Source organism: Phenylobacterium sp. (assembly GCF_044371015.1).
In the GTDB taxonomy this organism is placed as follows: Bacteria; Pseudomonadota; Alphaproteobacteria; order Caulobacterales; family Caulobacteraceae; genus Phenylobacterium.
The window spans coordinates 1-13283 of record NZ_JBILUK010000074.1 but is presented as its reverse complement, the minus strand read 5'-3'; the positions used below and the strand labels follow the sequence as shown (position 1 = coordinate 13283).

The 13283-nt window shown below is 67.3% G+C and carries 13 protein-coding genes, 2 tRNA genes and 1 pseudogene; 5 read left to right on the top strand and 11 right to left on the bottom strand.

The window, feature by feature from the left end; translation table 11 throughout:
- Positions 1 to 494 (top strand): hypothetical protein (locus ACIQ3R_RS08390; RefSeq protein ID WP_397417270.1); only part of this gene is annotated, 494 nt, incomplete at its 5' end.
- A gap of 71 nt (positions 495 to 565) precedes the next feature.
- Here ACIQ3R_RS08390 and ACIQ3R_RS08385 read toward each other — a convergent pair.
- Both ACIQ3R_RS08385 and ACIQ3R_RS08380 read right to left on the bottom strand, forming a co-directional pair.
- Positions 566 to 655 (bottom strand) — tRNA-Ser (locus ACIQ3R_RS08385).
- A 101-nt stretch (positions 656 to 756) separates the two neighbouring features.
- Positions 757 to 1029 (bottom strand): sel1 repeat family protein, encoded by a 273-nt coding sequence (locus ACIQ3R_RS08380; RefSeq protein WP_397417268.1) that lies wholly within the window; start codon positions 1027 to 1029, stop codon positions 757 to 759.
- A gap of 170 nt (positions 1030 to 1199) precedes the next feature.
- On the opposite strand from ACIQ3R_RS08380, the gene ACIQ3R_RS08375 reads away from it, so the two are divergent.
- On the top strand, positions 1200 to 1529 hold the full coding sequence (locus ACIQ3R_RS08375; RefSeq protein ID WP_397417266.1) for an RcnB family protein: 330 nt from the start codon (positions 1200 to 1202) through the stop codon (positions 1527 to 1529).
- Between the two features lie 13 nt (positions 1530 to 1542).
- Here the strand turns inward: ACIQ3R_RS08375 and ACIQ3R_RS08370 are convergent, their stop codons facing one another.
- Positions 1543 to 2772: a class I SAM-dependent RNA methyltransferase gene (locus ACIQ3R_RS08370; RefSeq protein ID WP_397417276.1), complete on the bottom strand. Its 1230-nt coding sequence runs from the start codon at positions 2770 to 2772 to the stop codon at positions 1543 to 1545.
- A gap of 189 nt (positions 2773 to 2961) precedes the next feature.
- Between ACIQ3R_RS08370 and ACIQ3R_RS08365 the strand changes: the two genes are divergently transcribed.
- Positions 2962 to 3567, top strand: coding sequence for a glycine zipper 2TM domain-containing protein (locus ACIQ3R_RS08365; RefSeq protein ID WP_397417264.1), 606 nt, complete (start codon positions 2962 to 2964; stop codon positions 3565 to 3567).
- Here the strand turns inward: ACIQ3R_RS08365 and ACIQ3R_RS08360 are convergent.
- The 8 genes from ACIQ3R_RS08360 to ACIQ3R_RS08325 all read right to left on the bottom strand — a co-directional run bounded on the left by ACIQ3R_RS08360 (position 3549) and on the right by ACIQ3R_RS08325 (position 12749).
- On the bottom strand, positions 3549 to 4289 hold the full coding sequence (locus tag ACIQ3R_RS08360; protein ID WP_397417274.1) for a TlyA family RNA methyltransferase: 741 nt from the start codon (positions 4287 to 4289) through the stop codon (positions 3549 to 3551). The two genes, ACIQ3R_RS08365 and ACIQ3R_RS08360, sit on opposite strands and share 19 nt — an antisense overlap.
- Entirely contained in the window at positions 4286 to 6040 is a 1755-nt protein-coding gene (locus ACIQ3R_RS08355) for a class I adenylate-forming enzyme family protein (protein ID WP_397417262.1), read from the bottom strand. The genes ACIQ3R_RS08360 and ACIQ3R_RS08355 overlap by 4 nt, the downstream gene beginning before the upstream one ends.
- 205 nt (positions 6041 to 6245) lie before the next feature.
- Positions 6246 to 6527, bottom strand: a complete 282-nt coding sequence (locus tag ACIQ3R_RS08350; protein ID WP_397417272.1) for a helix-turn-helix domain-containing protein — start codon at positions 6525 to 6527, stop codon at positions 6246 to 6248.
- Between the two features lie 101 nt (positions 6528 to 6628).
- Positions 6629 to 7075 (bottom strand): hypothetical protein, encoded by a 447-nt coding sequence (locus tag ACIQ3R_RS08345; RefSeq protein WP_397417260.1) that lies wholly within the window; start codon positions 7073 to 7075, stop codon positions 6629 to 6631.
- The gene (locus ACIQ3R_RS08340) at positions 7072 to 9738 is read right to left on the bottom strand and encodes a valine--tRNA ligase (RefSeq protein ID WP_397417258.1); all 2667 of its coding nucleotides are present in this window, start codon (positions 9736 to 9738) and stop codon (positions 7072 to 7074) included. The genes ACIQ3R_RS08345 and ACIQ3R_RS08340 overlap by 4 nt, the downstream gene beginning before the upstream one ends.
- A gap of 162 nt (positions 9739 to 9900) precedes the next feature.
- On the bottom strand, positions 9901 to 10419 hold the full coding sequence (locus tag ACIQ3R_RS08335) for a DUF2497 domain-containing protein (protein ID WP_397417256.1): 519 nt from the start codon (positions 10417 to 10419) through the stop codon (positions 9901 to 9903).
- Between the two features lie 107 nt (positions 10420 to 10526).
- Positions 10527 to 12074: a TolC family outer membrane protein gene (locus tag ACIQ3R_RS08330; protein WP_397417254.1), complete on the bottom strand. Its 1548-nt coding sequence runs from the start codon at positions 12072 to 12074 to the stop codon at positions 10527 to 10529.
- 111 nt (positions 12075 to 12185) lie between these two features.
- A complete protein-coding gene (locus tag ACIQ3R_RS08325; RefSeq protein WP_397417252.1) occupies positions 12186 to 12749 on the bottom strand; it encodes a protein-L-isoaspartate O-methyltransferase in 564 nt (187 codons plus the stop codon).
- A 109-nt stretch (positions 12750 to 12858) separates the two neighbouring features.
- Here ACIQ3R_RS08325 and ACIQ3R_RS08320 point away from each other — a divergent pair.
- Positions 12859 to 12932, top strand: a tRNA-Cys gene (locus ACIQ3R_RS08320).
- Positions 12933 to 13000: 68 nt separating this feature from the next.
- Positions 13001 to 13283 (top strand): annotated as a pseudogene (locus ACIQ3R_RS08315) (hypothetical protein); the annotation flags it as partial.

The window sequence follows — 13283 nt, the reverse complement described above, 5'->3', positions numbered from 1 at the left end:
AGGGCGGCCGGTTCATCATCCTGCCGGGCGGCGATTTCGGCGACGGCGTCGTTGAACTCAAGGTCTCGGGCGCTCCCGCCGCCACAGCCAACTCCGGCGCGCGGGGATTTGTCGGGGTCATGGTCCGCGCAACTGCCGACGCCTCGGCCGGGGAACTGTTCTACGTCCGCCCGACCAACGGCCGCGCCGAGGATCAGGAACGACGCAACCATGCGGTCCAGTATGTGTCTCCGCCGGACTGGACTTGGCAGCGCATGCGCCGCGAAACGCCCTCGCGCTATGAAAGCTATGCCGACATGGAGCCCGGCCGCTGGATCCAGCTGCGCCTCGAAGTGGCCGGCGACAAGGCCCGTCTTTATGTGGGTGGAGCCACACAGCCGACCCTGATCGTCAACGACCTGAAGCGTGGCCCCGCCGCGCGCGGGCCCATCGCGCTGTGGATCGGCCCCGGCACGATCGGCCACTTTGCGGATCTCAGTGTGGAGCGGAAGTAGGAACGCTGCCTTCGCCGAGGCCTTTTGCACGGCGCGCTTCGTGGCCAGCCGCACGAAGCCATGGCGAAGAATGGCGGTGACGCAGGGATTCGAACCCTGGATACGCTTTCACGTATGACGATTTAGCAAACCGTTGCCTTCAGCCACTCGGCCACGTCACCCAAGCCGGGACGCGCCAAGGCGCGTCTGCGGAGGGCGGTTCTTAGCCGACGCCGCGCGGTCTGCCTAGACCGCGCCCGCGCCGCAACAGAAGCCTAGGTTCCTAGCCCTGGGCCAGCCACTGTCGGGCCTGGCGCTGCGCCTCGGCCACATCGTCGGAGCCCATCTCGCCCGCAAGTTCCTTGCGATAGAGGCGCGCCTCGGCCGAGCCGCGCATCGCCGCCAAGTTGAACAGCATGTGCGCCGACACATAGTCCAGCGGCGCACCGCCCTGGCCTGTGGAATAAAGCAGTCCCAACCGAAACAGCTCGTCGCCCGTCGCGTCCGGCTTCGGCAGAGGCAGGTCAAACGACATATTGTCGATGCTCGCCAGCATGGTTTTCACCCCTGCGGCAGGCCGGCCCGATTCTTCAGGCCCATCACCTACCGTCGAGCCCAACAAATCAGCCTTGCGCTGAACACATGGTTAAGGCCGGCGTTGTCTGGTTGTCAGAATTGCGGCGGCCGTTCAGCGACAGTTCAGCCGCATCGTGGCAGGATCAACCCATGCGTCTCGCAACGCCCCTCTCCGCCGTACTCGTGACCCTGGTGTTGAGCGGGACGGCTCATGCGCAGGACCGGGACCGGCCAAAACGTCCGGACGCGGCCGAAACGCGCCGCGAGTTCGAGACCCGCCCAGCCAAGGGGCTGACCCAGCAACCCCCCGCCGCCCGCCGCGGCGGCGTTCTGCCGGATGGTCTGCGGGGCGGCGTTGTCAGCGACTATCAACGCTATCGATTGCGCCCGCCGCCGGCCGGCTACGCCTGGGTGCGCGTCGGAACCGGGTTTGCCCTGATCTCGCTGGCCGATGGGCAGGTGTTCGACACGGTGGAGTAGCGAAGGGGCGCGCTCACCGGCTGAACACCCCCACCAGTTCGATGTGCGGCGACCAGAGGAACTGATCCACCGGCGTCACGCAATCCAGGCGGAACCCCGCGTCGATCAGCATGCGGGCGTCGCGGACGAAGGTGGCTGGATTGCACGATACGCCGATGACGCGCGACAGCTTGGACCGACCCATCTCGCCGGCCTGCTCTGCCGCGCCCGCGCGTGGGGGATCGAACACCGCCACGTCGATCTTCTTCAACTCCATGGCCAGCATCGGTCGCCGCACCAGGTCCCGCGTCTGGGTCTCGACGCCTTTCAGCCCCGGCGCGCCCGCCAGGGCGGCGCTTAGGGCCGCCACCGCCGGCCCCGACATGTCGGCCGCCACCACAGGGGCGATCCCGGCCAATCGAAAGGTGAATGTGCCCACCCCGCAGTGCAGGTCGGCGATCTTTGTGGCCCCGGCGGCGGCCTCGGTCACCAGGGCCGCCATGGCGTCTTCCGCCCCGACCGTGGCCTGTAGGAACGCGCCGGGCGGCAGGTTGACCTGCGCGGGACCGAGCCGCACTTGCGGCTGGCGCGCCAGATAGACCGCCTCGCCGGCCAGGGTCACCCGCGCCAGGTTCGCCTCCGCCGCCAGCGCCGCCAGCCGCATGCGCCCATCGGCCGAAAGGCCGCCCTGACGCGCCTCTACCCCGGTGATGTCGATGTCGAGGCCGGTGTCGGTCAATGTCACATGCAGCGTCGGCGCGGATTTGCTGCTCTCGAACAGCGGCGCCGCCAGCCGCTTCAGTCCCGGAAGGGCCGCCTCCAGCGCCGGATCGGCGATGGGGCAGACGCGGATGTCCACCAGATCCCACGACCGCCGCGTCTTGTAGCCCAGCCGCGCCACGCCGCCGGAGCCGGGCCTCGCATGCAACGCGAGTCTCCGCCGCGTGCCGGGCGGCGCGGCGTAGGGCGCTCGGATCTCGGTCTCGATTCTCTCCCGCGACAGGGTCTCGCCGAGCCGCGCCACCTTCCAGGCGAGATAGGGCGCGTGCGCCCAGTGTTGCAGCGCACACCCGCCGCAGGCGGGCACATGCGGGCAGACGGGCTCGATACGGTCCAGGCTAGCCTCGAGAATCTCGACGATCTCGTGCCGGTCGCCGACCCGCCGGGCCAGCAACCGCTCGCCGGGCAACGCCCCGGGCACGAACTCCGGTCCAGGCGCGATACCGTCGCCTTCGCCGCCCACCGCCTCGATGATCAACTCCACCGCCGGGCCGACGGTCTTGGGCGTCGCCGGTCGTCCGCGATGTTGGGAACGGCGACCGGTCACGGCCATGTCCGAATTTGCAATTGATGAACGAACATGAACGAGACTCTCAACGGCCGTTCAGGTTCGCGCACGCATCCTGAACCCTCGCGCCTTCATCGGCGCGCGCTCCAGTTCGAGGGATACCGGATGAACCGCCCAGCCGCCATGGCCCAGACCGCGCGAGTTGCACTGGCCGCCGCTGCCTTGTTGTCGTTCGGAGCCGGCCCGGCGCTCGCGCAGTCCGGCCCCTACACCGAGAAGAGCCCGCAGGGGTACTATTACGATCCCTGCAAGCGCGAGACGAACTCACGCGGCACAGCCGGCGGCCTGATCGGCGCGGCGATGGGCGCCGTGATCGGTTCCAATGTCGCCGCCCGCAACGCCCGCACGGAGGGTGCGGTCCTTGGCGGGTTGCTCGGCGCCATCGCCGGGGGCAAGGTCGGCTCCAGCAGCGCCGCCTGCAACAGCAGCTACAACAACGGCCCCGCCTATCCGACCCGCGCGGATCGCCGTTACGACGAGCGCAGCAACGATCGCTACGATAGCGGCTATTCCGCCCGAGCCGAGGCCGACGACGACGCCTGGGCCCGCGCCGACGCCGATGGGGCGCCCTATCGCGTTACCGAACGCCCCGCGACGGCCGAAGACTGCACTCTGGCGGAGAGCCCGATCCGCATGCCGGACGGTCGCACAGAGACCCGCTTCGTGCGCGTGTGCAAAGGCGCCGACGGTCGCTACGCCGTGGTCGACTGACGGGTCGCCCAGACCAGAAACTCGACGTTTCCGTCGCCCCCGGTGATGGGGCTCTCGCATGAAGCCCGCACCGGCCAGCCCGCGTCTCCCAGAAACGCCTCGACGTCGGCCAGCGCCTCAGCGCGCGCGTCGGGGTCCGTGACCCGGCCGCCCTTCCCCACCCGCGCCGGGCCCACCTCGAACTGCGGCTTGACCAGTGTCACGAGGTCCGCGCCCAATGGAGCCAGCGCCAGGGGAACGGGCAAGGCCTTGGCCAACCCGATAAAGCTCACGTCGCAGACGATCAGATCTGGCGATTGGCCGATCTCCGCCGGAGTCAGCAGCCTGGCGTCCATCCCTTCCAGCGCCGTCACCCGTGGATCGGCCGCGATCCGGGGATGCAGCTGGCCACGCCCGACATCCACCGCGAACACCCGCGCCGCACCCCGCGCCAGACACACCTCGGTGAACCCGCCCGTGGAGGCGCCGACATCCAACACCACACGGTCCTTGACCGGGAGCGCCCAGAGATCGAGCGCATGGACCAACTTCAACGCCCCGCGCCCGACCCAGGGGTGGGCCGCCCGCGCCTCGATGGCGGCATCCTCGGCAATCAGCTCGCCGGGCCTGGACACGGCGCGCCCATCCACGGTCACCCCGCCCGCCTCGATGGCGGCTCGGGCCTTGGCGCGACTCTCGAACAGGCCGCGCGCCACCAGCAGGACGTCGGCCCGGGTCTTCAGGCGGGTTCGCCCTCGAACAGCTTCTTCAGCTCGCTCTTCAGGATCTTGCCGTTGGCGTTGCGCGGGAGGGTCTCAGTGAAGAAGCGGACCTCCACCGGCACTTTGAACGCCGCCAGCCGCTCGGCCACATGCGCGCGCAGCTCGGCTTCCGTCGCCGTGGTTCCGGGCTTCAGCGTCACCACCGCCGCCGGCTCCTCGCCAAGGATGCGATGCGGTCGGGCCACCACGGCGGCGTCCATCACGGCGGGATGGTCATAGAGAACGTTCTCCACCTCCACGCAGTAGATGTTCTCGCCACCCCGGATCAGCATGTCCTTGGCCCGGTCGATGATGAAGCAGAAACCTTCCTCATCGAGGCGCGCCAGGTCGCCCGTCCGCACCCAGCCATCGACAAAGGTCTGCGCCGTGGCTTCCGGCTTGTTCCAGTAGGCGCGGGCGTTCATCGGCCCCTTGGACCAAAGCTCACCCACCTCGCCGGCCGCCAGCACGGTCACCCCGTCGCCTGGATCGCGGATCTGTAGCTCGGCCACCGCCGCGGCGGGGCCGCAACTGTCGGGCCGATTTACATAGTCCTCTGCGCCGTTGGACGTGACCGTGGCGCAGGTTTCGGTCATGCCCCAGCCCTGGCCGGGCTGCGACTTGGGGAACACTTCGCGCAGTCGACGCACCAGCTCCGGCGCCGAGGGCGCACCGCCGTATGAGACCCCTTCAAGGGACGACAGATCATAGTTGGCCCGCGCCGGATGTTCGATCAGTTGCCAGGCGATGGTCGGCACGCCTCCGGCCGTGGTCACCTTCTCGCGCTCGATCAGTTCGAACGCCCGGATCGGCTCCCACTTGAACATCAGCACCAGCTTGCCGCCGGTGAACACCGTCGGGTTCAACACCGCGAAACAGCCCGTCACGTGGAAGAACGGCACCGACAGCAGCGCCGACTTCTGGGGCGCACTCGGATCCGGCGCCGGCGGCATCTCGCCTTTACGCAGGAAGGCCCGCGCTCCAGCCGCCCCGGCGGTCAGGATGTTGCAGTTCACCGCACGATTGGTGGCCACCGCGCCCTTGGGCTTCCCGGTTGTGCCCGAGGTGTAGAAGATCGTAGCGTCGTCCTCAGGACCGACTTCGGCCTCCGGGAACGGTCGGTCCGGCAGGGTCGCCCAGGTTTCGGGCTTGCCCAAGACATCTTCCAGGCGGCTCACGTCCGGGTGGGCGATTTCGCCCGGCTCGCGGCTCACATAGACACGCTTGAGGTCTGGGCAATTGGGCAGGTGCTCGACCAGCCGGCCATAGCGCTCTGCGTCCATCACCGCGATCTTGGCGCCGGAGTCGGTCATCCCGTACTCAAGCTCCGGCCCGGTCCACCACGCGTTCAGCGGTGTCACCACGGCGCCCAGCGCCGCCGCGCCATAGAAGGCCACAGCCCACTCCGGCACGTTGCGCATCACCACGGCGACGCGGTCGCCCTTGGCCACGCCCTTCGCCCGCAGTTCCGCCGCAAACGCCGCCGTGGCGCGATGGAAGGCGTCATAGGTGACGCGCTCGTCCTCATAGACCAGGAACACCTTGTCGCCGTGCGCCTTGGCTGCGTCGGCCACCGCCCTGAGCGAGGCGGGCTGGTTCTTCCAGACCTTGAGTTCGACGCCCCGGATGGTCTCGGTCGCGATCTCGGTCGGCAGGCCCGGCCCCCCGATCAGGGCGTGCGCCTGGGCGATGGACATGGCGGGCCAGCCGGGCGGCAGCTCAGCAGTGGTCATGGAATGACGTCTCCGGATGTGATCCGGCGCTAGATGGGTGATCCAAGGCCGCTTGCCCAGCCCTGATCGACCATCGACGCGCAATCGGGAGCCGCCACCCGAATGTTGAGGAGACGGGTCTAGGCCACGTTTGGACCCGGTACGCCTGCTGAAGCTCGGAGGTCGCCCTGTTCGTCAGGTAGGGTTGAGCGCCGCGCGGGCGGCCTTAGGCGGTGATCGCCGCAGGTCCGTCTTCCATCCCTGCATAGAAGTAGCTCACAGGCGCCGACAAAACTTCCGCCAGTCGCTGCAAGTGGGAGGCCGGCAAATCGGCCGCGGCGGTCTCGAAGCGCTGGATCTCCTCGAAACGGAGCCCGCAGGCCCGCGCGAGTTCATCCTGCGTCATCCCCACCACGCGGCGGCGGCGGCGCAGACGACGACCAAGGTGTTCCGCGAGGCGGCTGCCCGCCTCGATCTCCACCCGTTGTTTCCACATCGGTACGACCACCGCCCCCAAGGTCCCGAATCCCAAACCGCATTGAACCGGGAGAAGACTAGCTCCTGTTGGGCGGAGCTATGTGACACGATGCCTCATTATGAGTAACGCGGTCAGACCTCGACCCCGTGGTCGCGAAGCTGGCGGATCAGACGCCGCAGCAGCACCGCGTTCTGCTCGGCCATGGCGCGGACCATATCGGGGCTCGCCTGTTCATTAGAGCCCACCAGTCCGCCTTCCACCTCGACCAACGCGCCTTCGTCGAGCAGCCGCTGAATGCGGCGCCGGGCGGTCTCGTAGGAAAGCCCAAGCGAAAGCGCCACGGCGTTGCGGCTGATCGGGCGCTTGATATCGGCCGGCTCCGGAGCATCGATTCCGCCATAGGCCTGCGACATAGCCGCATCGGTGTTGAGATGCGCCACATTGGCCACCGCCACCGTGCTCAGGATGATCGCATCGATGGGATCGTGGCGGCTCCCGCGCAGGATGGCGCTGTAGATCGACACCACATAGTCCATCGACAGGCGAGAGATGATGCGAAGGTTGTCCGGATCGTTCACTTGACCCCCTGCAACCGCAACAGCGCGCCGTGGAGTTTGTCGCGCGCCGCCTCCGCCTCGACCAGGCGCTCGCGGTTCTCCTCGACGACCTCTTCCGGGGCCCGCGCTACGAAGTCTGGGTTGCCGAGCTTGCCGCCGATCTTGCGGATCTCACCTTCGAGCCCACCGACCTCCTTGGCCAGACGCGCGCGTTCGGCCGCAAGATCGATGAATTCAGCCACCGGCAACGCAAGCATCGCGCCCGCCACCATGAACGGGATCGCGCCCGGTGGGGGCGCATCAACGGACTCGACGCCCGATACCCGCAGCAGACGCTCCACCTGGGCCGCATTGGCCAGGAGCACACGACGCTGATCCGGGTCTGCTTCGATCAGCATTAGCGGCGGCCTGGCCGACAGCGGCACATTCAGGCCCGCTCGCACCGAGCGCCCCTCGGATATCGCCTCGATAACCAGCCCGATCTCGGCGTCGGCGGCGGGGTTGATCAGTTGCTCCGGCAGATCGGGCCAAGGCGCGGTCATCAGGAAGCCCACATGGGCGCGCGGCGCGCCCAGATCAGCGGTCTGCGCCCAAAGTTCCTCGGTGAGGAACGGCATAACCGGGTGCAGCAGGGTCAGGATGACATCCAGCGCCCATGCCGCGGTCGCCTGGGTCTCGGACTTCGCCTCATTGTCTTCACCGGTCAGCAGCGGCTTGGCGAGCTCCACATACCAGTCGCAGAACTGGTTCCAGATGAAGCGGTAGAGCCCCTCCGACGCCTCGCTGAACCCGCAATCCGCCAGCCCTTCCGTCACCGCCCTGGCCGTCCGAACCGTCTCGCCGATGATCCAGCGGTTGAGCGGCAAGGTCACGGTCGCGGGATCAAAGGTCTCGGCGCGGGCGCACCCGTTCATCTGGCAGAAGCGCGTCGCGTTCCACAACTTGGTGCCGAAATTTCTATATCCTTCAATTCTCTGTGTGGACAATTTGATGTCCCGGGCCTGGCCGGACATCGAGGTCAGGGTAAATCGAAGCGCATCAGCCCCATAGGCGTCGATGAGGCCCAGAGGATCCATCACATTGCCCTTGGACTTCGACATCTTCGCGCCGGTGGCGTCCCGCACCAGGGCGTTGATGAATACCCGCTTGAAGGGAACTTGGCCCGTAAAGTGGAGACCCTGCATCATCATCCGGGCTACCCAGAAGAAGATGATGTCGAAGCCCGTGATCAGGGTGTGGGTCGGGTAGAACCGGGCGAAGTCGTCGGTCTTGTCAGGCCAGCCAAGGGTCGAGAATGGCCAGAGCCCGGATGAGAACCAGGTGTCCAGAACGTCCTCGTCCTGGCGGAGCGGCGTCGTATGGCCGTAGTGTTCGTCTGCCTTGCGTTGGGCCTCGGACTCGGTCTCGGCCACGAACGCCTTGCCGTCCGGCCCGTACCACGCCGGGATCCGATGGCCCCACCACAGCTGGCGCGACACGCACCAGGGCTGGATGTTCCGCATCCACTCGAAGTAGGTCTTTTCCCAGGCCTTGGGCTGGAAGACGGTGTCGCCGGTCTCGACAGCCCGGATGGCGTCGCGGGCCAGGACGTCGGCCGCGACGTACCACTGGTCCGTCAGATAGGGCTCGACCACCACGCCTGATCGATCCCCGTGCGGCACAGTGTGGCGGGTCGTCTCGACCTCGCGCAGCAGTCCGAGCGCCTCGAACTCGGCCACCACCTTTCTACGCGCTTCAAAGCGGTCGAGACCACGATAGGCCAGCGGAGCATTGTCGTTGATCCGCGCAAAGTCGTCGAACACGCTGATCATCGGCAGGTTGTGGCGCTTGCCGACTGCGAAGTCGTTGAAGTCATGCGCGGGTGTGATCTTGACCGCGCCGGACCCCTTCTCCGGGTCGGGATATTCATCAGCGATGATCGGTATCGGGCGATTCACGATCGGAAGGCGAACGGCCTTGCCAATCAGCGCCTTGTAGCGTTCGTCCGAGGGATGCACCGCCACAGCGGTGTCGCCCAGCATGGTTTCAGGCCGCGTCGTCGCCACCACGATTTCGCCTGAGCCATCCTCCAGCGGGTAGGCGAAGTGCCAGAAGTGGCCGTCGACCTCCTTCTGTTCGACCTCGAGATCCGAAATCGCAGTCTGGAAGTGCGGGTCCCAGTTCACCAGCCGCTTATCGCGATAGATGAGCCCCTCGCGATGCAACTGGACGAATACCTTGCGCACCGCCGCCGAGAGGCCCTCATCCAGCGTGAACCGCTCACGGCTCCAGTCACAGCTAGCGCCCAGCCGGCGGAGCTGGCGCACGATGGCGCCCCCGGATTGGGACTTCCACTCCCAGACTTTGGCCACGAAGTCGTCCCGGCCCAGGTCGCGCCGACTCTGGTTGCCGCTCTCGGCCAGCTGGCGCTCCACCACCATCTGCGTCGCGATGCCGGCGTGGTCGGTGCCCGGCAGCCACAGCGCCGCCTTGCCGCGCATCCGCTCAAACCGGATCAGCACGTCCTGCAGTGTGTTGTTGAGCGCATGTCCGATGTGGAGCGAGCCCGTCACGTTCGGCGGCGGGATAACGATGGAGAACGGCTCGGCGGCCGGGTCATCGATCGGCGCAAACGCGCCCGAGGCCTCCCAGGCGGCGTAGAGGCGCGGTTCGGCGGACTTGGGGTCGAAGGTCTTGTCGAGCATGCGAGATACCGGTCTGGCAGTTACACAAGCGCACGTCCCGGCGAAAGCCGGACCTGGGGCTTGTGGGGTCTTGGCGCGGGATCGGCCACGGAATCCGGGCGGCGTCGTTCGGCCCCGTTTTGGCTCCGAGCATAGGCCCGGACGGGTGGAGGGTGAGCCGCCCTACCGTACTCGGGCGCGGGAAATGCGTTCCACTTCGGCCTCGACGGCCTGTTGCACGATGGTCGGCAGGTTGTCGTCCAGCCACTGCTGAAGCATCGGGCGGAGCATTTCGCGTACCACGCCGTCCAGAGTCTGGTCGGCGGGCGGCATGGCCAGGTTGGCGCTCAACCGGCCGAATGTCGCAGCAGCAGCCGCGGCCACATGTTCACTCACCAAAGACGGCGCTGGCGCGGCGACCTCTACCGGAGCCGGAGCAACCACCTGTGAAGTCGCGGGCGGGGGGGCCGACGGCACAAAGTCGAGGTCTCCATGCGATTCGACCTTCTGGGTCAGTTCAAGCGCCTCATCCTCGACAGGTTCGGGCTCAGGCGCGGCGATCGGCTCAGGCTCCGGCGCGGCCGCGACCTCGGGCTCCGGCTCTGGGTCCGGCTCGGCCGCCGCTTCGGAGGATTCGCCCTCAGCAGGCGCGGTCTCGTCCTCGGAAATGATCCGACGGATCGAGGCCAAGATCTCCTCCATCGTCGGTTCCTGGGAACTCTGTTCGGACATAACCGCCGCCTCCGGAATCTGTTGCTAGAGCCTAGAGGGCGTCGGGCGTTCCTGCAATTTCCCGTATCGGTCTAGGTTCAACTCGGCGCCTTGGCCGGTGCGATGCCGGGCCCGATGGTCGGTTCCTGGGCGCCTTCCGTGGGGGTCTTGGACGGCCAGGCGCTCAAATCCCGATCCAGAATGCCGACTGGCTCCTCCCAGGGCACCCAGCCCCAGGTCATCCGCAGCTTCCGGAAGTTTTTGGCCGCGTCGTAGCTGGGGGAAACTGGCACGAGATTTCGGGCCTCCAGTCGTCCCATCGTCGCCAGCACACTGGCCGAGGCCACGATCTCGTCGCGCCGGGAGCTTACCTGGTTCAGCTCCGCCTGCCGCAATTCCTGCTCGGCGTTCAGGACGTCGATGGTGGTGCGCAGGCCTACCTGCTGTTCCTGCCGCGTGCCCTCGGCGGCGATCCGCGCCGCTCGAACCTGTTCTTCACTGGATGAAATGTTGGCCCGCGCCGCAAGCAGCTGGCTCCACGACTGGGTCACATTCTGCATCACGGTGCGTCGGACGCCCTCTGTGCTGATGCGATCGGCGTTGTTGCGCTCCACCGCCTGGCGAATCCGCGAGCTGACCAGGCCGCCCGAGAACAGCGGCACACTACCGTTGACTGTAGCGGTCACACCGCGCTGGAACAGGTCGCGTTGGAACGAGTCCGCCGGCCGGTCCGGGAAGGCCGGACCACTGAAGCCATATGTCACCTGCGCATTGACGCTGGGCATCCGTTCGGCCCGCGCGCCGGCGACGCGGGCGCGGCTGGCCTGCTCGGTAAACTGTTGAGCGCGGAGCAGCGGGCTGAATTGCTCAGCCAGTTTGAAGGCCTCGTCGGGATCCGACGGCAGCATGTAGGCCAGCGAGGGTTCCGGCTCGAGCTCGCCAGGGTTCTGACCGACCAGGGTGGCGTAGTTGGCCCTCGTCCCCGCGAGCTGCGCGATAGCCGATTGCAGCTGCGCCTGAGCTTGCGCCAGACGCGCCTGGCTCTGGGCAACATCGGTCCGCGTCACCTCGCCCACATCGAAACGCGCCTGGCTCTCTTGAAGCTGACGAGTCAGGACCTTGACGTTCTCCTGGCGGATCCGGACGGACTCCTGGTCCCTCCGCGTGTCGGAATAGGCCTGGATCACCTGGGCCAGCACCTGGGCTTCGACGCGACGCAGATTTTCCCGCCCGGCCAGCACCTCTGCATTGGCGGCGTTCACAGAGGCCGCGACCCGACCGCCTGTCCAGAGCGGTTGGGTGAACGAGAGCTGCGTCGCAGCGCTGTTGGATTCCCGAATGCCGAAGGATCCAAAGCTGTCGGGAATGCCGTCGGCGTTGGTGTCCTGGCCGGCCGCAGCTTTGGGCGTGCGAGTCTCGTTGTATTGCAGCCGGCCGCCAAGGCTCAATGTCGGACGCCAGCCTGTGCGCGCCTGAACATAGTTCTCGTCGATGGCGCGTTGGGTCGCACGCTGAGCCTGCAGCGTCGGGTTGTTCTGATAGGCCAGCGCGATGGCGTCCGCGAGGCTCTCGGCCTTCGCCATACCGGTGGGCGCAAGGGCCACAAGGGTCGCAGCCAAGAGGCGGCCGCACGGTCCGATTGACATGCCTTATCCCCGATAACGCGAGAGACGCTCCCGCCCTTATGCCGTGCGCCGCCGTCCGGTCCAAGCCGTTCGGTCCTTAAGCTTTTTTCACGCTAGGGTTACCCAGGTGTTTCAGAATGCGAACCCGGCGGCCGGTTCAAACCCGGCAAGCACCGGCGGGAAGGAGTCGAACGCCTCGCGTCGCCCGGTTCCACTCGCGGAACGTTCATAGAGAAGGGCCTTGCCCACAGGGCCGTCCCGTTCGACCACGCCCAGTCGGCCATGTAGAGCCAGCGCCCGGCTCCAGGTCTCCGGCGCCCGATGGACGGCGCCCTCGCAGACCACGATATCGAAACCCTCGCCCTGAGGACCAGCCGCCGCATCGGCTTCCACAACCTGCAGGCCCAACTCCCGCATCACCGCCGCTGCATAGGGTGCGGAGAGCGCCATCGCCCGCTCACCAGGCATCGGCCTCAAGGCCTGCAACAGCTTGGCCACGTCGCGCGGCTTCAAGAGCCAGCGTCCGGGCGCATACTCCGCCTCAATGTCCGCATAGGCCAGGTGCCCCTTGCCAGACGGCAACAGTTCCTCACGCGGGATCACCCGCATAGCGTCATGGATCCGCACATCGGTGACGTCCTGCGTGCGGACCTGACTCTCAACCATATTGAGCCGCGCGGCGACGAAATCGGCCATGGAAGATCTCGTGGTGATGATGCGCCGCTTATAGGCCGCGTCGGGCCGAAGGCAACGCCCGGTCATTGCGGCGCTGAGCGCGTTCTGATAGCGCTCCGCCCTCTCCGGCGGCCCGATGGCGGAGTGGTGACGCAGCGGACTGCAAATCCGTGCACCCGAGTTCGATTCTCGGTCGGGCCTCCAACTTTCCGGCCGGATCGAGCGGCTGCCGCTGGACCTGCGTGTCGACGCCCGGCATAGGCGCTGACGACATGGCCGCATTCCTCCCCCAGAATTCCGGCGCTGCGACCCTGGCGATCGCCATTTCGCTGCTGCTCGCCGACCCCGCCCGCGCGCAAAAGTCGGAGGCGCCCGCGCCCGCGCCCGCGCCCGCCGAAACCGGCGTCGTGACCTATCCCGCCAGCTTTTATGAGGCCATGCGGGTCACCTCGGCTCGGGAGATGGTCGAGCGCACTCCGGGCTTCGTGCTTGACCGCGGCGACGCTGCCCGCGGCACGGGCGGCGGCGGCAACGTGCTGATCGATGGCGAACGTC